The following is an 18,793-nucleotide window of genomic DNA, read 5'->3' as shown; positions in this document are numbered from 1 at the left end:
TAGGACATAAACATAGCTAACCAGGAATGCGGAATCAAGCTAAACAGCTAGTTCCGTTTGGTTTTTTCACTAGCCAAAGTTAGCGAGATAGCAAATCCCAATGAAATCAGGCGGTTACACCCAATCGGAATTCACGGAACAAGGAGAGGTATCGGTTCCGTTTAGCCCGGTAGCAATCGGAACTCGGATTGAGGAGCTTGCTGCGCGTGTAGGGGGTAAGCGAGAGCTAGCTAACCTGTCAGGCATTCATGAAACTCAGCTGTACAAGTACATCAAAGGCGCCAATGCCCCGAGCATAGCCGTTGCGGTAGCCCTAGCTAACGCGACAGGAGCCAGTTTGGACTGGTTGTTACAGGGCAAGACCGGCCCCGCTGTTGCAGTTGGGGCGGAAGATGAGGCCTATGCCTTCGTTCCGCTGTACGACGCCCGCTGCAGCGCTGGTAACGGCGCGTGGAACGAGCGCAGCCGCGTACTGGTCAACCTGTCATTCACGCGCTACAGCCTGCGCAAGAAAGGGTTTAACCCATCAGATCTGGCTTGTTTGAGGATCGATGGGGATTCGATGACCGGACTGCTTGAGGACGGCGACACCGTCATGGTGGACCTGAGCCGCAACTCGCTTGAGGGTGAGGGTGTCTATGTGGTGATGCTAGATGACCACCTCTACGCGAAACGCCTACAGCGGCAGTTCGACGGCTCTGTGCTGATCATCAGCCACAACAAGGCGTACAAGGAAATGACCGTGCCTAGAGATCGCCTGGACGAACTCCAAATCATTGGGCGCGTGGTATGGGCTGGCGGCTGGATGACCTGAGAGGTGATGGGGGATGGGCCAGAATCGACCGACACAGCGGCTGCGCCGCGAACTGCTCGACCTGGCCTGTCACCAGGAAGCCCTGGCAGGTAAGCTCGCCCACATTGCTGAGGCGCTACCAGGTCGACAAGGTCTGCCGCTTCTGGAGTTATTGGCCGAGATTCACGCTGACGCCGACCAGCTCAAGACGCTCGCTGATGAAGTGAAGCAAGGTCGGGTTTCTCGCCTCAAACCCTAGTGCCAAATACCCCCGCCAAAACGTCCGCCAGGCTGTTTTACGAGATTTGGCACTACTCTATCCCTCCCTGGCACTACAACCCTTCCGAACCCCGCGCCCCGCCTGGTCTGCCCGGATTAACCCAGGTCATCCCACAAAGACCCACCACTCCTTTGACATATGCCATCTCTACCGCTTGCCCACACCTACGCTGCGCTCCGGGGTCCCCTCGCTCCGGTGCCTTCCGGGCCCGCGCGGCCTACGACTTGCTGCGCAAGTCTACATCTCGCGCCTTCGGCTACGCCGAAGGGTGCTGCGCACCAGGGCCCTCCAGTCACCTCCACTCGGCCTCCTGAAGTCGCAATTTGTGTTGCCTGGACTATTGCGCGCTTAGAAGCAAGAGCAAAAACAGATCAAAAACAGATCAAGAGCAGATCAAGAGCAGATCAAGAGTAGTAATGCGGCTATCTAGATTTGGCTGTTGTATATGTGTTGTTTATTCGGGCCCTATCGCCGGCAAGCCGGCTCCCACAGGTACAGCGCAAGTCAAAAATTTCGCACTAACCTGTGGGAGCTGGCTTGCCAGCGATTGCAATCCTGAGTTCCCAACCAATCCAACTAGCGACAGCTAACGCCAGCCCAGGCGCCGCCCCTAACTTCGCGACTTCAGGAGGCTGAGCGCAGGCGTCTGGAGGGCCCTGGTGCGCAGCACCCTTCGGCGTTAGCCGAAGGCGCGAGATGTAGACTTGCGCAGCAAGTCGGAGGCCGCGCGGGCCCGGAGGACGCCGGAGCGAAGGGACCCCGAAGCGCAGCGTAGGGGCCGTATGATGGGAGCGAGCGGCTTTGGTTACTTTGGCCAAGACCAAAGTAACCCGCCGTAAGGGCGGAAAGGTGACTATGCGTCGATAAAGCTAATGAATGCGCATACCTTATAAAAACAAATCAATCACCAAACAAACAATTCAACATTCAACATTCAACATTCAACATTCAACATTCAACATTCAACATCCAACATCCAACATCCAACATCCAAAATTCTCAGCCCGAGTCAAACCACATCAACGATCAAGAACTCTCCCGCTGCATCAACTCAAACCCCAGATCCTGCTGCTCAGCCACCACCCGCTTACCATCAAGCATCGCCAACAACGCCTGCGCCGCCCCCCGCCCAACCGCCGCCCGCGGCGTACGAATCGACGTCAACGGCGGCACCATGTGCGCCGAAGCCGGCAAATCGTTGAACCCGATCATCGCCACCCGCCCAGGCACCGCAACCCCCTCACGCAGCGCCTGCAGCACCGCCCCCTGCGCCAGGTCGTCGTTGCAGAAGAAAATCCCATCCACATCCGGCGCCTGCGCCAGCAAACGGCTGAACAACTCACCACCCAAACCAATCGATGAAGGCTGCGGGTCGAGCATCTCCAGCTCCGGCGCCTGCAAACCAGCCTCCGCCAGAGCCTGACGGAAGCCCTCGGCACGCTGCATCACCCTCGGGTCCAGTTGCGCCGCGATGAACCCCAGCCGCCGCCGCCCACGCGCAATCAGATGCTGCGCCGCCGCACGCCCGGCCTGGTGCTGAGAGAACCCAACCGACAGAGCCCCCGCTTCACCACCCAGCTCCATCATATGCACGCAGGGCACATGGCTGGCCGCGAGCAACTGCCGCGACCCCTCACTGCGCTCAAAACCGGTGAGCAACATGCCGCAAGGTTGATAGGCCAGATAGTTGCGAATCAGGTTCTCTTCCTCGGCAATATCGTAGTGATAGTTGCCGATCAGCACTTCCAGGCCACGCGGGCGCATCACCTCGTGAATGGCTTCGAGGGTGTCGATGAACAGCTGGTTCGACAATGACGGAATCAGCACCACCACCGATTGGCTGCGCGCCGAGGCCAAGGCCCGCGCCGCCGGGTTGGCAACGTAGCCCAGGCTGCCTGCTGCCGCCATGACTTTGGCCACCAATTCCGGGGCGACAGTGCTGACCCCGCGCAGGGCGCGGGAAGCGGTAATAGGGGATACCCCGGAAAGCCTGGCGACTTCCGCCAGAGTGGGACGACCTGTGGTACGCGAGCCGATGCGAGACATGAATGTTGTAATTTTACTACTTGCAGGAATGGGGAACGGTCACTAAGGTAGCGCTGTCTCTGGATGCAGGCAATGCAATCTTGGTAGCAGCCATGCATGCAGCGTCCATACTGCCTAAGACAAAATCAATAACACCCGGGAGGGTGGCGCTCGCACTCTCGTTTCGCCTCGGCCGAGACAGCGCTATCTCACCCAGCAGGAGGTACCGATGAACTTTCCCCTGTCCGCGATAGTGGTGATGGGTGTGGCTGGATGCGGCAAAAGCAGCATCGGCGCCGCCATCGCTGCGCGCAGCGGCGGTCGCCTGGTCGAAGGCGATGCTTTCCACCCCGCCAGCAACATTGCCAAGATGAGCGCCGGCATCCCCCTGGACGATGACGACCGCGCCGGCTGGCTGGTGCGCCTCGGCGAAGAGCTTCAGGCCATCATCAAAGCCGGCGAACGCCCGATCCTCACCTGCTCGGCACTCAAGCGCCGCTACCGCGAAACCTTGCGCCAGGCCGTGCCAGAGCTGGGCTTCGTATTCCTCGAACTGACCCCGCAGGAAGCCGAAAAGCGCGTACTCGCCCGCCCCGGCCACTTCATGCCGGCCAGCCTGATCGACAGCCAGTTCGCCGCCCTGGAATCACCGCTGGGCGAACCCCTCACCCTGGCGCTGGATGCCACCCGCCCGATCGAAGCCCTGGCCGAGACCGTGCATGACTGGCTAAAGCCCTGCGGTGAGCGGCCCCTGGCGCGGACTGCCTGACCCGGCGGTTTTCCGGCTCACCAAAGATAGCGCTACCTCGCCACCTGAAAGTGGCGAACGCTCAAAACCAAGCTACGCCAAAACAACAACGACAAGACCGAGGCTTACGAACCATGTTCGGACTGGCTACTGATACCTTCCTGTTGCTCGACGCGATGGTCACCATCATCGGGCTGATCCTGCTGATCACCCATTTCAAGGTCCACCCCTTCGTTGCCCTCACCCTGGCCGCAGGCTTTCTAGGCCTGACCTCCGGCATGCCGGTGGCCAAGGTGATGAAATCGTTCCAGGACGGCTTTGGCGGCGTGCTGGGCTTTGTCGGCATCGTCCTTGCGCTGGGCACCATGCTCGGCAAGCTGATGGCCGACTCCGGCGGTGCCGACCAGATCGCCCAGACGCTGATTCGCGCGTTCGGCAAGCAGAAAGTGCACTGGGCAATGATGTTCGCCGCCTTTCTGGTGGGCATCCCGCTGTTCTTTGAAATCGGCTTCGTGCTGCTGATTCCCTTGGTGTTCATCGTCGCCCGCCGCTCCGGGGTGTCGCTGGTGAAGATCGGCATCCCGCTGCTGGCCGGCCTGTCGGTGGTGCACGGCCTGGTGCCGCCGCACCCGGGGCCATTGCTGGCGATCGGCATCTTCCATGCCGACATCGGCAAGACCATCTTCTACGGCCTGCTGGTGGCCCTGCCCACCGCCGTCATCGCCGGCCCGCTGTTCGGTAACTTCATCTCGCGCTACATCCCCGGCAACCCTTCCCAGGAGCTGATGGACCAGATCGCCCGTGAGTCCGACCAGAAGAACCTGCCCAGCTTCAGCGTGACCTTGATCACCGTGCTGCTGCCAGTGGTGCTGATGCTGCTCAAAACCTTCGCCGACGTGGTACTGCCGGCCGAGCACATCGTGCGCCAGTGGATGGACCTGATCGGCCACCCGATCACCGCACTGCTCGCCGCCCTGCTGCTGGCCTTCTATACCTTCGGCTCGGCGCGCGGTTTCAGCCGCCAGCAGATCATGAAGATGCTCGACCAGAGCCTGGCCCCCACTGCCGCGATCGTGCTGATCGTCGGCGCCGGCGGCGGCTTCAAACAGATGCTGGTGGATACCGGCGTGGGCAACGTGATCGGGCAAATGGCCGTGCAGGCCGAGATTTCGCCGATCATGCTGGCCTGGCTGGTGGCTGCGGTGATCCGCATTGCCACAGGTTCAGCGACAGTCGCCACCATCACCGGCGCCGGCATCGTCGCACCGGTGATCGACCTGGTGCCGGGCGTCAACCGCGAACTGCTGGTGCTGGCCACCGGCGCGGGCTCGCTGATCCTGTCCCACGTCAACGACGCCGGCTTCTGGCTGGTCAAGCAGTACTTCAACATGACCGTGGCCGAGACCTTCAAGACCTGGAGCATGATGGAGACCATCCTGTCGGTGGTAGGCATCATCTTCATCATGTTGCTGGCCCAGGTGGTGTGACCGTTGATCAGGGCCATGGCAACTTGCTGACGAGGGCGTGGCCCAAGTGAGACAGCGGCCCCGCGCAAGCGGGGCCGATTTCTTTCTGTCGCAAGGAGCTTGCCCGATGAACCGATCCTTCCTGTTCGCCGCCCTGCTTGCATCGCCCCTGGCGTTCGCCGCCGGTACCGGCGCCACCTACCCCGACGATCCGCACAACCCAGCACCACAGCCGGGCGTGGACAGCACCCTCAACCCGATCGAGAAACCCATGCCTCGGGACACCGACCCGCGGATCAAGGGCTATGACACGGACAGCCCTGCGGCCCGGCAGAATGATGATCAGGATCTGCCGGGGCTGGGGGAAAGTGGCTCAGAGGGCATGGGGCGCCAAGGTGAAGGTGCCAGCGGCAAGCCTTGAGGCAATAGCCTGCCCCGCGGCTTGCTTGGCGTGGCCCTGAGCCAACCGGTAAGGCCAAAATCGTGGGACAAGCCCGCTCCCACGGTCTCTGTCAGGGCCCATACGGCGCATCACCACTGCCGCTTGTCTGGCCGCGTCAACCCCAGTTTTTCGATCTTGTAGCGCAGCATGTCCCGCGACAGCCCCAGCAGGCGTGCCGACTTGGTGACATTCCAGTCGGTGCGGTCGAGGGTGCGGCACACCATGTCGCGCTCCATGTCCGGCAGGCTGCCAGCGGTTTCCGGTTCATGCCGAGGCAGCTCGAAGATGGCCGCTGGCGCCGGCTGGGCTATGGGTTCGTCAACCAGGGTCAGGCACAGGTTCAACTGGTGCGCACCGATCACCTCGCTGGGTGCCAGCAATACGGTCTGCTCAAGCATGTTGCGCAGTTCGCGGACATTGCCCGGCCAGCTGTAGCCGAGCATCATCGCCTCGGCCTCGGCGGAAAAGCGCAGCCCAGGCTTGCCGTAGCGTCGCCCGTGGTGGGCGAGGAAGTGCCGCGCCAGGCGCAGGATGTCCTGGCCACGGGCATACAGCCGGGGCACCTTGAGGGCGATGATGCGCAGGCGGAAGAACAGGTCGCGACGGAACTTGCCCTGCTGCACCATCTGCTCGAGGTTGCAGTTGGTGGCGCTGATCACCCGCAAATCGACCTTGCGCTCCTTCACCGCGCCAATGCGGCGAATACTGCGGTCTTCGAGCAGCTTGAGCAGCTTGGCCTGCAACACCAGGTCCATCTCGCCGATCTCGTCGAGGAACAGGGTGCCGCCATCGGCCGCCTCGACCAGGCCCACGCGGCGCTCCTTGGCATCGGTGAAGGCGCCCTTTTCATGGCCAAACAGTTCGGCTTCCAACAAGTTGGCCGGGATCGACGCGCAGTTGAACTCGATGAAAGGCCCCTTGGCGCGGCTGCCGTCGAAATGCAGGGCGCGCGCCACCAGCTCCTTGCCGGTGCCGGTTTCGCCTTCGACCAGCACAGGCGGAAGATCGTCGCTGGCCATGCGCCGTTCGGCATCGAGCACCTGGCGCAGGGTGTGCTTGAGCTCGAGCATGACCGGCGATTCGCCGATCAGCGCCTGCAACCCCGACTTCTGCGCCTCGCGTTCCTGATAGAACGACAGCGTACGCTCCATGCGCTCGGTGGCCAGGGCCTTGTCCAGCATCAGCTTGAGCTCGGCCAGCACCACCGGCTTGGTGAGGTAGTGGAAGGCGCCCTCCTTCATGGCCAGCACGGCGTCCTCGACGTTGCCGTAGCCGGTCATCATGATCACCTTGAGCTCCGGGGCCTGGGCCACCAGGGTGCGCAACAGGTCATGGCCGCTCATGCCGGGCAGCGAGTTGTCGGTGATGACCGCGTCAGGCTGGGCCCGCTTGATCTGCTCCAGGGCCAGCTCGGCGCTGTGGCACACCGTCACCTCGAAGCCTTTGAGTTTCAGGTAGGTGCAAATGTTATCGGCGAGGATTTCGTCATCCTCTACCACCAGGATGCTCTGATCCATGGTCCCCTCCCGCTGCAAGATTGAAAGTAAGGCTGACGCGGGTTCCTTCCTCTTCGCGGCTGCTCAGTTCGACCGAACCGCCAAAGCGCTCCATGATGCGTTTGACCAACGCAAGGCCGACACCCAGGCCGCCCTGCTTGGTGGTGAAAAAGGGTTTGAAGACCATGCGTTTCTGCTGCTCGGTCATACCTTTGCCGGTATCGCTGAGCAGCAGCTGGGCCTGCTGCCCATCCAGCGTCAGCACCTCGGCACGCAACTCGCCGCCCTGGGGCATCGCTTCCAGCGCGTTGGCGAACAGGCTGTTGAGGATCTGCGTCAGTTGCAACGGCTGGCTGGCCACCCACTGCTCAGCGGGCCCGCTGAAGCTGAAGCACACAGCGTTACGCTGGATCTGTGGGGTGAACATCTGCCGCGCATCCTCGATAGCGGCGACCAGGTCGACGGCCTCGGGCTCGTCACTGGCCGGGCGCAGCGACACCAGCAGGTCGCGCACCCAACGTGACATGCGGTCGACCTGGGTAACGATGTCACCGATATTCTTCTGCGCCGCCGGGTTGGCGATCTCCTGGGCCAGCTCGGCGCTCGAGCGTATGTTGGCCAGCGGATTGCGCAGGCTGTGGGCCAACGCCGAGGACATCTCGCCAAGGGCGGCATAGGTTTCGCTCGCCACCAGGCGATCCTGCTGGTGGTGCAGCATGCCCGCAGCCCGGCGCACGATCCAGAACAGCCCGAAGTAGATCAGCCCACCACCTGCCAGGGTTGAGCCCCAGATCAGCACATAGCCACGCTGGATGCGCCGCACCAGGTCCTGTGGCTCCTTGTAGATCTCGACCATGGCCAGCACTTGCTCGCCCTGGCTGTCGAACAAGGGAATGTAGTTCTCGATGAACAGGTGGCGCGGCTCGCGCTCGAACTTCTGCTCTTCGCGATCCTCGTCTGCCTTGTGGTAACTGGCCGAGACCGATTTGCGCGAGCGGAATGCATGCTCGAGGTCGTCATCATCATCGATGCGCTTGCCGATCAGTTGCACATTGGTCGACCAGACCACCGTACGGTCACGGGCATAGACGTTGGCCAACAGCGTGTCGGGCAGGTGCTCGACATGATCGAGGAACTCCACCCGGGTCGACTCGGCGAGCTGCGGGGTGAACTGCAGGTGCTGCTGGTCGAGCCGTGGGTCGAGCAGCTCGCCCATGGTGATGCCCGGCGGCAATTGCGAATGGCGTACCTCGGCCTGGGCCATGGCCTGGATGAACTGGGCGGTGAGCATGGCATCGCGCTCGACGCTGTCACGCACCACGAAGCGTGTCGACGCATAGCCAAGGCCAATGGCCACCGAAGCGATGATCAGCAGGCTGACCAGTGAAAACCAGCGCAGCAGGTTGAACTCGCGTAACGGCGCAGCCTGCCCGGTCGAGGGCGCAGCGGATTTGTCGGGGGCTTCGTCCTGCAGTGTCTGCATCGCCTGATTCCCGCCTGGATACTGCCGAGGATGGCCTGCGCTACGCGCAGTAGCACATTGATGGCTGCCGACCATGGTGCCGGCCTTGGCCGAAGGTTAGATGATGGAAAGCAAGATTTTGGCCAGTACTTAGCTCATTCAAATATTCATTGATAATCAGGTAGTTAACGAACACTCATAAAGTAAGTTGGATAAATGTTCCCCACATTTGGGTAATCTTCACCCAACATTTGCAACCCCAATGAAATCACGTGCTTGCGCAATGCCACCGGTATCCATGTCATGACTGGGCCAGGCGGAAGTTGAGCGACACCCGGGTACCGACACCTTCATAACTGCTCAACCTCACCGAGCCGCCAAAGCGCTCCATGATCCGCTTGACCAGCATCAACCCCACCCCCAGGCCACCCTGCTTGGTGGAAAAGAACGGCCGGAAGGCCAGGCGCTGTTGCTGCTCGCTCATCCCCCGGCCGGTGTCCGAAAGGCGCAGCGTCAGGCTGCGTCGATCGTGGCGCACCAGCTCCACCCGCAGCTCGCCGCCCTGCTCCATCGACTCCAGGGCATTGGCGATCAGGCTATTGAAAATCTGCCCGAGCAACACCGGCTGCCCAAGCACCTGCACTTGCGGCAATTCGGCCAGGCGCACCTGCACGCTGTTGCGCCGCAGCGCCGTGTCATAGGCTTGCAGGCTGGTCTGCAGGGCCTGGCCCAGGTCCACCGGCACCGCCTCTTCACTCAACGGGCGCAGCGACTGCAACAGCTCACGCACCCAGTGCGACATTCGGTCGACCTGGTTGATGATGTCATTCACATGCTTTTGCGCCGGGCCCTCGTCGAAGGCCTGGGCCAGCTCGGCGCTGGAGCGGATGCTGGCCAGCGGGTTGCGCAGGCTGTGGGCCACCGCCGAAGACACCTCGCCCAGGGCAACGAAAGTCTCGTTGCCGATCAGCCGCTTCTGCTGCACGGCCAGCAAGCGCGCGGCCCGGCGCATGATGCCGTACAGCCCGGCATAGACCAGGCCGGCGCCCACCACCACGGCCAGCCAGATCAACAGCAGGCCATGCTCGATGCGCACGATCAGGTCGTGGGGCTCCTTGTAGATCTCCACCATGGCGGTGACTTGATCGTTATCGGCATCGAACAGCGGGATGTAGTTTTCGATGAACAGCTGTTCAGGCGGGGTGACGAACTTCTGCTCACTGCGCGCTTTATCGAAATCGTGGTAACTCGCCGACACCCGCATCTTGTACTCGAAGGCCCGGTCGAGGTCGTCGTCGCCCTCGATCAGCTTGCCCACCAGCGCCGGGTTGCTCGACCAGATCACCGTGCGGTCGGGGGCATAGATGTTGGCCAGGAGCATGTCCGGCAGGTGAGCGATATGGTCGAGAAATTCGCCTCGGGCCCTGCGCCGAGCCTCGGGGTCGACATCCGGCATGCCGTGATCGGTACGCGGGTCGATCAGCTCGCCCATGGTGCGCACATTGGGGATCGATACATGGCGTACTTCGGCGTCGGCAATCGAGGTGATGAATTGGGCGGTCAGCAACGCATCGCGCTCGACGCTCTCGTCGATGATGTAGCGGCTGGAGATCAACCCCAGCCCCACAGCCACCGAAACGATGAACGCCAGGCTGACCCAGGCATACCAGCGCAGCAGGTTGAATGGCCGGCGCGCCGTGCTGGCCTCGGCGGCGGGCATGAGTGTGTCGGGACGGGGGGCGAGGTCCATGGCGGGCTCCGCGGCTGGGCACCTGATTCAAGGTTATAGCCCAGTGTTGGGGAAACCATGATGGTTTTACGCCACTGCCCGCTACTTTCGCGACCAAGGGGCCCGCCAGGCCACCAGGCTACAGCGGCGAATCTTCGGCCAACCCCCGCAACAGGCGGTAATCACGCAGCACGTTGGGCACATAACGCCGCGTCTCGGCAAACGGCGGCACCACCTTGCCGCGGCTGAGCACCGCTTCGGGCCCGGCGTTGTAGGCGGCGACGGCCAGGGTGATGTCGTTGTCGAACAGGGTCAGCATGCGTTTGAGATAGCGTGCCCCGCCCTGCACATTGGACTTCGGGTCGAGCACGTCCTTGACCCCCATCTCCTTCGCCGTATCCGGCATCAACTGCATCAGCCCCGCCGCGCCCTTGGGCGAACGCGCCTTGGGGTTGTAGCCCGACTCGGCCTTGATCAGCGCATGCAGCAGTGCCTGGGGCACATCGTTGGCCAGGGCGGCGGCGGCCACCAGGTCGGCATAGGGCCGGCCCGTGACCAGTTGTGCATTGGCCGGCCCGCCGTCCGCTGTCGACTCACTGATCACCCGCTCGTACTGCCGGCCTGGCCGGTGCACGTTGGACAGGATGAAGCCGCCCTTGCCGTCGCTGGCGATGTACACGTCGGCTATCGCCTCCGGCATCACCACTGCCGACATCAATCCCGCTGCCAGGCCTAGAAAACTCAGTCCACGCATGTCGTTCGCCTCCCACCGTGGCCCCCGATGTGGGGGAAATGCCCCGGAAAACCCGGGTGTACGGAGCACGACGCAAGCAGCGTGCCGCTTGCCATCCCGCATGGCGCAAGGCCCCGGCGCAGACGTGCACGGCTGTTGCATGGCAGCTGTGCACACGCAACGGAGGGTTTCCCCATGCAGCGCAGAATCCATGCCCAACAGGGTTTCACCCTGCTCGAACTGCTGGTGGTGCTGGTGGTACTCGGCTTGCTGGCCGGTATCGTCGCGCCCAAGTACTTCAGCCAGCTCGGCCGTTCCGAGGCCAAGGTGGCGCGAGCGCAGATCGAGGGCCTGGGCAAGGCCCTGGACCTGTACCGCCTGGAAGTCGGCCATTACCCCAGCAGCGAACAGGGCCTGCAGGCGCTGACCGTAGCCCCCAGCGGCGAGGCGCGCTGGTCCGGGCCCTACCTGCAGAAAGCCGTGCCGCAGGACCCCTGGGGCCGCCCCTACATCTACCGGCAACCCGGCGAGAACGGCGGCGAGTACGACCTGCTGTCGATGGGCAAGGACGGCCAGCCCGGCGGCGATGGCGAGAACGCCGAGATCACCAGCTGGCAATAAGGAGCCCGGCCATGCGCTATCAGCTCAAGGCCCTGGGCAGCCAGGGCGTGGTGCAACTGCAGGTGGAGGCCGAAGACCTCGAACAGGCGCGGCGCCAGGCCGAGGACCAGGGCCTGCGGGTACTCAGCGCGCGCAGCATGGGCCTTGGGCTGCGCGCCCTGCCCTGGCGTCGCGCGCCGGCGTTCGACCTGGTGCTGTTCAGCCAGGAGCTGACCACCCTGCTCAATGCCGGCCTGCCGCTGATCGACGCGCTGGAAAGCCTGGCCGAGAAATCACCCGCAGGCAGCGCACGCAAGACCCTGGAACAGCTGGTGCGCCAGCTCTATGAAGGGCGCTCGTTGTCCCAGGCCCTGGCCCAGCAGCCACGGGTATTCCCCACGCTGTATGTGGCGCTGGTGCAGTCCAGTGAGCGCACCGGGGCGCTGGGCGATGCGCTGACGCGCTATATCGGCTACCGCCAGCGCCTGGACCTGGTGCGCCAGAAGCTGGTGGGCGCCTCGGTCTACCCGCTGCTGCTGTTGCTGGTGGGCGGTGGCGTGGTGCTGTTCCTGCTCGGCTACGTGGTGCCGCGTTTCAGCCTGGTATTCGAGGGCATGGGCACCGAGTTGCCGTGGCTGTCACGGGTGCTGATGCAGATCGGCCTGTTCCTGCACGCCCAGCAACTGCCCCTGGGGCTCGGTACGCTGGGCGCCATCACCCTGCTGGTCACCCTGCGCCGCCACCCGGCCGTGCGCCGCTGGGCCAGTCGCCAGCTGCGCCGTGTCCCGGCCCTGCACCAGCGCCTGGTGATGTACGAACTGGCGCGTTTCTACCGCTCGCTGGGGATTCTGCTGCAGGGTGGCATCCCCATCCTCACCGCCCTGGGCATGGCCCGGGGGCTGCTGGGCAGCGCCGCCGCCGAGGGCCTGGAACAGGCCAGCCAGCGCGTGGCCGAAGGCTTGCCACTGTCCGATGCACTGGAAGCCGGGCTACTGGTGACACCGGTGTCGCTGCGCCTGCTGCGGGCCGGCGAACAGTCGGGCAACCTCGGCGAAATGCTGGAGCGCTGCGCCGACTTCCACGACCAGGAGATCGGGCGCTGGGTCGAGTGGTTCGTCAAACTGTTCGAACCGCTGCTGATGACCTTCATCGGCTTGTTGATCGGCCTGATCGTGATCCTGATGTACATGCCGATCTTCGAACTGGCGTCGAGCATTCACTGAGCACGGTAGCAAATGGCCACACACCTGGCTTAGCATTCGCGGTTTATCCCAAGAGCCCCGCCACGTGCCGCTTAGCCTGCCGACCCTGATGCTGGTCGCCGTGTTCATCTTCACCCTGATGAGCATTCTCACCCTGCACGCCTGGCGGCGCTGCGCCGGCGACCCGAGCCTGGGCTACCTGGGGGCGATGCTGCTGGCCTCCACGGTTGGCGTGGGGCTGACCAGCCTGCGCGGCCTCGGCGTGGACTACCTGGCGCTGGTGCTGGGCAACAGCGTGCTGTTGGCCGGTGCCGGCCTGGGCTGGACGGCCATGCGCGTGCTCGGTGGGCGCACACCGCACTGGCCGCTGCTACTGGCAGGGGCCGTGTGGTGGTGGCTGTTCAGCCTGTGGCCGGGCTTTCATGACGATCTTGGCCTGCGGGTGAAGGTCTATTCCATCGTGACCCTCGGCTATACCCTGCTGAGCATCGCCGAGCTGAAACGACCACTGGTACACCTGCAGGTGTCGTACACCCCCGCGCTGATTCTCACCAGCCTGCATGCGCTGATCTACTTCACCCGCATCTGGGTCGACGAGGGTGACGCCCTCGACCGGGCGATCACCCAGCAAGCCGGCTCCCCGGCGCTGTTTGCCTTCATCCTGTTTGAATCGATGTTGTTCGCCATCGGTATTTCCTACGTCATCCTGGCGATGGTCCGTGAACGCGCCGAGGTTCAATTGCGGGCCGCGGCCTACAGCGACCCGTTGACCGGCATCGAGAACCGCCGGGCATTCATGGAAGGTGGCGAGCAGCTGCTGCGCGAATGCGCAGCCCGCGGTATGCCGGTAACCCTGCTGCTGTGCGATCTCGACCACTTCAAGCAGATCAACGACCACTACGGTCACCCCATAGGGGACGAAGTGCTGATCGCGTTCGCCAACGAGACGGCGAGCCACCTGCGCCGCGACGATCTGTTCGCACGGATCGGCGGCGAAGAGTTCGCTTGCCTGCTGCGCGGCAGCGACGCCGCTGCGGCCGATGCCGTGGCGCAACGGATCTGCGCCGGGTTTGCCGGGCTGCCGATGCTGGAGCCCGGGCGGCTGGGGGTGAGCATCGGCATCGTCAGCCGCCCGGCACAGGAGTGCGACCTGTCACGGCTGCTGTCGATGGCCGACCATGCGCTGTATGAGGCCAAGCAACAGGGACGCAGCCGGGTGTTGCAATACGCCGGGGCGTGAGCGCCCCCTGCGTAAGATGATCCTGTGCGGGCGACGGTCTTGGCTTGCCTGCACTGGCCTCATCGCCGGCAAGCCGGCTCCCACACAATGAACTTGCACGCTCACTGTAGGAGCGCACAAAGGGTGGTCAGCACGGTCGAGGTGGGAGCTGGCTTGCCAGCGATGGGGCCAGCAGCTGGGCCGACCGGTACTGCTCAATAGTCGAAGCGCTCCACCGCCCGTCGCCGCTCGTTGTCATCGCGCCGGTCATAAATCGCCGTGGTCTGGATATTGGCGTGGTGCGCCAGCTTCTGGGCGATCGACAGGTCATGTTCCTCGATCACCCGAGTGATAAACGCCCGGCGAAAGTCGTGGGGCATGATCTTCGCCCCCACCTGCGCCCCGCGCTGGCGGGCGATGTAATAGATGGCGTGCTTGGTGATGCGCGCGCGGGTGATATGGCTGCCGCGGCGAATGCGGTTGAACAGGAAACTGTCGTCACGCTCGCCGGCCGGCAGGTGCTGGCGGCGCAGCTCGAGCCAGGCCGAGAGTTTATCGAAGGCCCAGGCCGGGGCGTACTTGAGCAACTGGCGATTACCCTTGCCCAGCACCTGCACGCAGCGCTCCTGGAAGTCCACCTGGGCCAGGTCGATGTCCACCGACTCCGACTTGCGCATGCCGGTGCCATACAGCAGCGCGAGGATCGCCGCATCGCGCACGCCCTGTGGCCGCGGGTCGGCGGCGCAAACCTCCATCAGCTCACGGATCAGGCTACGCCGCAGGTTGCGCCCCGGGGGCAGGCGGCTGCCGCTGGCAGGCTTGATCTCGCGGATCTTCAGCAGTTGTTCATGCTCGATCAGCCCCAGCCGCCAGGCCTCGTTCATCACCCCGCGCACGGCATTGACGTACAGCGAAGAGGTGTTGGGGGCATAGCCGTCGGCACGCAGGGCGGCAACCAGGGCGATCACATGGCCGGGCTCGAGGTGGTGCCAAGGCACATCGGCGATGTCGGCATCGACGAAGCCCAGGCGGTCAGCAGCGTCCTGGAGGATATAGCGCATGGTCAGCTGACTGGACGGGGCCAGGCGGGCCAGGTACTGCAGCAGCGGGTTGCGCGCGAGGTCAATCACAACGGGGATCCTGTAGCGAAGCGTTGCTCGTGGTGAAGCAAAGCGTAAAGCGAGTCGTAATGACACACTAAGAAGTCAAAACGACAACAAAATAATCTGGTCAATATGACTCAGCGATGTGCCATCACCTTGATATTCAAGGGGTTGAGCGCTGGCACGGATCGTGATGTTACCCCATTCAACCTCTCTGATCGAACCAAGGGTCCCGCCATGCTTGTCCAGCCGATTGCCGCCCGTCCGCGCCAGGCCCTCTGGGCCCTGGCTTTTCGACCATTCTTCCTCGGCGGCAGCCTGTTCGCGTTGCTCGCCCTGTTGCTATGGGCCGGCGTGCTCACCGGCGCACTGCAGATCACAGCCCCTGGCGGCATGCTCGCCTGGCACCGGCACGAAATGCTGTTCGGCTTTGCCGTGGCGATCGTCGCCGGCTTCCTGCTCACGGCAGTGCAGAACTGGAGCGGCCTGCCCGGCCTCAGCGGGCGCTGGCTGCAGGGGCTGTTCCTGCTCTGGCTGCTGGGTCGCGCCAGTTGGTTCCTGGCACTGCCGCCAGCACTGCTGGTGGCCGTGCATGGCGCATTCCTGCCACTGGTGGCGCTGGCCCTGGCGCGGCCGATCATCCAGCGGCGTTTGCGCAACAACTACCCGATCGTGGCGCTGGTGCTGCTGCTCGCCAGCTGCCAGTGGATCACTCTGCTCGGCTGGCTGAACCAGGACGAGGCCTGGCAACGGCGTGGCGTGCTCGCCGGGTTGTGGCTGGTGGCGGCGATGATGAGTGTGATCGGCGGGCGGGTCATCCCGTTCTTCACCCGCCGCGGCCTGGGCAACATGAGCCCCGCCCCGGCCCGGCCCTGGCTCGACCGCGCATGCCTGCTGGGCAGCGTGGCCCTGCCGATCAGTTACGTGCTCGGCCTCAACGACACGCCACAACCCGCCATGGCGGTGCTGTTCGCTGCCCTCGCCGTGCTGCACGCGGTGCGCCTGGCGTTGTGGCACGACCGTGGCCTGTGGCGGCTGCCGCTGTTGTGGTCGCTGCACCTGGCCTATGCCTGGCTGATCCCGGCTTGCCTGGGCCTGGCCCTGTGGCATGCGGGCGTTGCGCTCAACCCCAGCCTGCCGGCCCACGCGCTGACGGTGGGGGCGATGACCGGGCTGATCGTGGCGATGATGGCGCGGGTCAGCCTGGGGCATACCGGGCGGCCTTTGCAGGTGCCGCGCAGCATCGGCTGGGCGTTTGCCCTGATCCAGCTGGCCGCGGTGGCACGGGTGCTGGTGACGCCCTTCACGTCACTGGGGCTGGGGCTTTCGGTGGTGTTTGGCTGCGCAGCGTTGCTGCTGTTCGTTTGGCACTACCTGCCTATTCTGATGCGGCCCCGTGTAGATGGGATGCCGGGTTAGTCCTGCTGCTGGTTGGTCAAGCCAGATTGGGGCTGCTTCGCAGCCCTTCGCGGGCAAGCCCGCTCCCACAGGTACAGCGTACAGGTCAGGAGATACGCCCCCTGTGGGAGCGCCGAAGCACCGCGAAGAGCGGCAGACTGGGCTACAGTTGAACGGCATCCTTCTCCAACAACGAGACCGCATGGCCTTCCACCACCTGACCCGCACCCACCCCCGTCTCACCCTCGCCACCTTGGCCGGCCTTGCCGGCGCCTGGCTGATCCCGGCCGACGACACCGTGCAGCACATCCTCGCCGGCTGGAACCTCGGGGTCTGGCTGTACCTGCTGATGGTCCTCTGGCTCAGCCTGCGGGCCACGCCCGACAGGGTGCGCAGGGTGGCCCGCGTCGAGGACGAAAACGCCGGCCTGGTGCTGATCACCGTGAGCGTCGCCGCCATCGCCAGCCTCGCCGCGGTGACCCTGCAACTGGTTTCAAGCCGGGGCCTTGCGGGCAACGCCCTGGCCCTGCACTACCTGTACACCGGCCTCACTGTCGCCGGCTCGTGGCTGATAATCGGCTGCATCTTCAGCCTGCACTACGCCCGGCTGTTCTACACCGGCAACCGCCACGAACCACCGCTGCGCTTCGCCGATGGCGAGCGCAACCCGGACTACTGGGACTTCCACTATTTCTCGTTCACCATCAGCGTCGCCGTGCAGACCTCGGACGTGGGGGTCGGCGGGCGCGCCATGCGCCGGGTGGTGCTGGCCCACTCACTGGTAGGCTTCGTGTTCAACACGGCGATCCTCGGTTTCACCATCAACATCGCCGCTGGCCTGCTCGGCTAGCAGGCGCCGCGCACAGGCGGCGATCCGCCGGCATACCTGCTCCAGCACCTCGGCTTCCAGCACCAGGCCCAGGCGTACATGCCCGGCAGCGCTCGGCCCGAAGGCATCCCCCGGCAGCAGCGCCACACCTTGCTCGTCGAGCAGGCGCTGGGCGAAGGCCTGGGCGCTGAGCCCGGTGGCGCGAATGTCCAGCATCACGAACATGCCCCCGGCCGGCCGGTGGGCCTGCACGCCCGGGCAGCCTTCGAGCACCGCGCACACCCGATCGCGCCGCTGGCGGTAAGCCTCGCGCATGCACGCCACTTCGGGCAGTTGCTGCTGCAGCGCCACGCAGGCGGCCTGCATGACGAACTCCGGCAGGCCGAACAGCATCGCCATCGCCAGGTTGGTCAGGTGCTCAGCCAGCGCCAGCGGCCCGATCACCCAGCCAATCCGCCAGCCACTCATGGCATGGGTCTTGGACAGGCTGTCGATCACCACGCAGCGCTCGGCCATGCCCGGCAGGCCCAGCGGGCTGGGCGCCTCGCCTTCATACAGCAGGCCCCGGTAGACCTCGTCGCACACCAGCCACAGGTCATGCTTGCGGCACAGTTGCGCCAGGCGGCGCAGGTCTGCCGGGGGGATCACCGCACCGGTGGGGTTGTGCGGGCTGTTGAGCAGCAGCCCGCGGGTGCGCGGAGTGATGGCTCGGGCCACCGCTTCGGGGTCGAGGCGAAAGCCCTGCTCCGGCCGCACGGCCACCTGCACCGCCTGCGCCCCGCAAGCACCGAGCACGCCGTGATAAGTGACGTACATGGGCTCGGCGACGATCACTTCGTCACCGGCCTCGAACAGGCACTGGAAGGTGGCGTACAAAGCGCATTGGGCGCCAGCGGTGACCACCACCTGGTCCGGGTGCAGCGCCAGCCGGCGCTGGCGCACGATCGCCTCGCGCAGGGCCTGGCTGCCGCGCACATCGCTGTAATGGGTGTCGCCCCGGCGCAGGCTGCTCACGGCGGCTTCAACCACCGCTGCGGGGGTATCGAAATCCGGGTCGCCCACCGACAGCAGAAATACCTCACGGCCTTGCTTGCGCAGGGCCTGGGCCTGGTAGTGGATGTCCCAGGCGGCAGTCGCGTCGCCGGCGATACGTTGGGTGAGCGTGGCGTAACGCATGACTGTCTCCCTGTCTGCCCGGCAGCGCCGCTGGTCCGAAACGCGCTGTCGGTAAACATAGCAGAGCAAGCACTGGCGTCAGCCCCCGCCCC

At 64.4% G+C, this 18,793-nt stretch carries 17 protein-coding genes; 10 read left to right on the top strand and 7 right to left on the bottom strand.

From position 1 onward, the window contains the following. Positions 1-100: 100 nt before the first annotated feature. Both ACO6VM_RS00395 and ACO6VM_RS00390 read left to right on the top strand, forming a co-directional pair. A complete protein-coding gene (locus ACO6VM_RS00395) occupies positions 101-814 on the top strand; it encodes an XRE family transcriptional regulator (RefSeq protein WP_422402531.1) in 714 nt (237 codons plus the stop codon). Positions 815-827: 13 nt separating this feature from the next. Continuing rightward, positions 828-1,052, top strand: a complete 225-nt coding sequence (locus ACO6VM_RS00390) for a hypothetical protein (RefSeq protein WP_422402530.1) — start codon at positions 828-830, stop codon at positions 1,050-1,052. Between the two features lie 1,047 nt (positions 1,053-2,099). Here ACO6VM_RS00390 and ACO6VM_RS00385 read toward each other — a convergent pair. Beyond that, positions 2,100-3,119, bottom strand: a complete 1,020-nt coding sequence (locus ACO6VM_RS00385) for a LacI family DNA-binding transcriptional regulator (RefSeq protein WP_422402529.1) — start codon at positions 3,117-3,119, stop codon at positions 2,100-2,102. Positions 3,120-3,327: 208 nt separating this feature from the next. On the opposite strand from ACO6VM_RS00385, the gene ACO6VM_RS00380 reads away from it, so the two are divergent. From ACO6VM_RS00380 to ACO6VM_RS00370, 3 genes are all read left to right on the top strand, one after another. Continuing rightward, positions 3,328-3,867, top strand: a complete 540-nt coding sequence (locus ACO6VM_RS00380) for a gluconokinase (protein ID WP_401060041.1) — start codon at positions 3,328-3,330, stop codon at positions 3,865-3,867. A 113-nt stretch (positions 3,868-3,980) separates the two neighbouring features. Further along, the gene (locus tag ACO6VM_RS00375) at positions 3,981-5,333 is read left to right on the top strand and encodes a GntP family permease (RefSeq protein ID WP_125464219.1); all 1,353 of its coding nucleotides are present in this window, start codon (positions 3,981-3,983) and stop codon (positions 5,331-5,333) included. Positions 5,334-5,439: 106 nt separating this feature from the next. After that, positions 5,440-5,733 carry a hypothetical protein gene (locus tag ACO6VM_RS00370; protein ID WP_401060040.1) on the top strand — a complete coding sequence of 98 codons (294 nt, stop codon included), beginning with the start codon at positions 5,440-5,442 and terminating at the stop codon, positions 5,731-5,733. Between the two features lie 110 nt (positions 5,734-5,843). Here ACO6VM_RS00370 and ACO6VM_RS00365 read toward each other — a convergent pair whose 3' ends face one another. The 4 genes from ACO6VM_RS00365 to ACO6VM_RS00350 form a co-directional block, all read right to left on the bottom strand. After that, positions 5,844-7,271: a sigma-54-dependent transcriptional regulator gene (locus ACO6VM_RS00365; RefSeq protein WP_401060039.1), complete on the bottom strand. Its 1,428-nt coding sequence runs from the start codon at positions 7,269-7,271 to the stop codon at positions 5,844-5,846. After that, positions 7,240-8,733, bottom strand: a complete 1,494-nt coding sequence (locus tag ACO6VM_RS00360; RefSeq protein WP_401060037.1) for a sensor histidine kinase — start codon at positions 8,731-8,733, stop codon at positions 7,240-7,242. The genes ACO6VM_RS00365 and ACO6VM_RS00360 overlap by 32 nt, the downstream gene beginning before the upstream one ends. A 280-nt stretch (positions 8,734-9,013) precedes the next feature. Beyond that, positions 9,014-10,462 carry a sensor histidine kinase gene (locus ACO6VM_RS00355; protein ID WP_401060036.1) on the bottom strand — a complete coding sequence of 483 codons (1,449 nt, stop codon included), beginning with the start codon at positions 10,460-10,462 and terminating at the stop codon, positions 9,014-9,016. A gap of 118 nt (positions 10,463-10,580) precedes the next feature. Further along, entirely contained in the window at positions 10,581-11,195 is a 615-nt protein-coding gene (locus ACO6VM_RS00350; protein WP_125464224.1) for a lytic transglycosylase domain-containing protein, read from the bottom strand. Between the two features lie 174 nt (positions 11,196-11,369). On the opposite strand from ACO6VM_RS00350, the gene gspG reads away from it, so the two are divergent. From gspG to ACO6VM_RS00335, 3 genes are all read left to right on the top strand, one after another. Continuing rightward, entirely contained in the window at positions 11,370-11,795 is a 426-nt protein-coding gene (gene gspG, locus ACO6VM_RS00345; RefSeq protein WP_110994457.1) for a type II secretion system major pseudopilin GspG, read from the top strand. Positions 11,796-11,806: 11 nt separating this feature from the next. Next, positions 11,807-12,997, top strand: a complete 1,191-nt coding sequence (locus tag ACO6VM_RS00340) for a type II secretion system F family protein (RefSeq protein WP_401060032.1) — start codon at positions 11,807-11,809, stop codon at positions 12,995-12,997. Positions 12,998-13,061: 64 nt separating this feature from the next. After that, complete coding sequence (locus tag ACO6VM_RS00335) at positions 13,062-14,216, top strand: GGDEF domain-containing protein (RefSeq protein ID WP_401060030.1); 1,155 nt, start codon at positions 13,062-13,064, stop codon at positions 14,214-14,216. Between the two features lie 194 nt (positions 14,217-14,410). Here ACO6VM_RS00335 and ACO6VM_RS00330 read toward each other — a convergent pair whose 3' ends face one another. After that, a complete protein-coding gene (locus tag ACO6VM_RS00330; RefSeq protein ID WP_125464226.1) occupies positions 14,411-15,325 on the bottom strand; it encodes a site-specific integrase in 915 nt (304 codons plus the stop codon). A gap of 210 nt (positions 15,326-15,535) precedes the next feature. On the opposite strand from ACO6VM_RS00330, the gene ACO6VM_RS00325 reads away from it, so the two are divergent. Continuing rightward, positions 15,536-16,717 (top strand): NnrS family protein, encoded by a 1,182-nt coding sequence (locus ACO6VM_RS00325; protein ID WP_422402528.1) that lies wholly within the window; start codon positions 15,536-15,538, stop codon positions 16,715-16,717. Between the two features lie 181 nt (positions 16,718-16,898). After that, positions 16,899-17,546 carry a DUF1345 domain-containing protein gene (locus ACO6VM_RS00320; protein ID WP_401060027.1) on the top strand — a complete coding sequence of 216 codons (648 nt, stop codon included), beginning with the start codon at positions 16,899-16,901 and terminating at the stop codon, positions 17,544-17,546. Here ACO6VM_RS00320 and ACO6VM_RS00315 read toward each other — a convergent pair. Continuing rightward, positions 17,472-18,701, bottom strand: coding sequence for a pyridoxal phosphate-dependent aminotransferase (locus ACO6VM_RS00315; protein WP_422402527.1), 1,230 nt, complete (start codon positions 18,699-18,701; stop codon positions 17,472-17,474). The genes ACO6VM_RS00320 and ACO6VM_RS00315 overlap by 75 nt on opposite strands. Positions 18,702-18,793 lie beyond the last annotated feature (92 nt).

This window comes from Pseudomonas sp. GZD-209 (genome assembly GCF_049310485.1).
GTDB classification, from domain to species: domain Bacteria; phylum Pseudomonadota; class Gammaproteobacteria; order Pseudomonadales; family Pseudomonadaceae; genus Aquipseudomonas; species Aquipseudomonas sichuanensis.
The sequence above is the reverse complement of the archived record's forward strand: the minus strand, read 5'-3'. Positions and strand labels throughout refer to the sequence as shown.

What these genes read in the sequence shown, in the direction of transcription:
- ACO6VM_RS00380 (WP_401060041.1), top strand. Translation starts at nt 3,328, where the DNA reads ATGAACTTTCCCCTGTCCGCGATAGTGGTGATGGGTGTGGCTGGATGC.
- ACO6VM_RS00360 (WP_401060037.1), bottom strand. Translation starts at nt 8,733, where the DNA reads ATGCAGACACTGCAGGACGAAGCCCCCGACAAATCCGCTGCGCCCTCG.
- ACO6VM_RS00390 (WP_422402530.1), top strand. Translation starts at nt 828, where the DNA reads ATGGGCCAGAATCGACCGACACAGCGGCTGCGCCGCGAACTGCTCGAC.
- ACO6VM_RS00375 (WP_125464219.1), top strand. Translation starts at nt 3,981, where the DNA reads ATGTTCGGACTGGCTACTGATACCTTCCTGTTGCTCGACGCGATGGTC.
- ACO6VM_RS00395 (WP_422402531.1), top strand. Translation starts at nt 101, where the DNA reads ATGAAATCAGGCGGTTACACCCAATCGGAATTCACGGAACAAGGAGAG.
- ACO6VM_RS00320 (WP_401060027.1), top strand. Translation starts at nt 16,899, where the DNA reads ATGGCCTTCCACCACCTGACCCGCACCCACCCCCGTCTCACCCTCGCC.
- ACO6VM_RS00365 (WP_401060039.1), bottom strand. Translation starts at nt 7,271, where the DNA reads ATGGATCAGAGCATCCTGGTGGTAGAGGATGACGAAATCCTCGCCGAT.
- ACO6VM_RS00385 (WP_422402529.1), bottom strand. Translation starts at nt 3,119, where the DNA reads ATGTCTCGCATCGGCTCGCGTACCACAGGTCGTCCCACTCTGGCGGAA.
- ACO6VM_RS00315 (WP_422402527.1), bottom strand. Translation starts at nt 18,701, where the DNA reads ATGCGTTACGCCACGCTCACCCAACGTATCGCCGGCGACGCGACTGCC.
- ACO6VM_RS00355 (WP_401060036.1), bottom strand. Translation starts at nt 10,462, where the DNA reads ATGGACCTCGCCCCCCGTCCCGACACACTCATGCCCGCCGCCGAGGCC.
- ACO6VM_RS00350 (WP_125464224.1), bottom strand. Translation starts at nt 11,195, where the DNA reads ATGCGTGGACTGAGTTTTCTAGGCCTGGCAGCGGGATTGATGTCGGCA.
- gspG (WP_110994457.1), top strand. Translation starts at nt 11,370, where the DNA reads ATGCAGCGCAGAATCCATGCCCAACAGGGTTTCACCCTGCTCGAACTG.
- ACO6VM_RS00370 (WP_401060040.1), top strand. Translation starts at nt 5,440, where the DNA reads ATGAACCGATCCTTCCTGTTCGCCGCCCTGCTTGCATCGCCCCTGGCG.
- ACO6VM_RS00325 (WP_422402528.1), top strand. Translation starts at nt 15,536, where the DNA reads ATGCTTGTCCAGCCGATTGCCGCCCGTCCGCGCCAGGCCCTCTGGGCC.
- ACO6VM_RS00340 (WP_401060032.1), top strand. Translation starts at nt 11,807, where the DNA reads ATGCGCTATCAGCTCAAGGCCCTGGGCAGCCAGGGCGTGGTGCAACTG.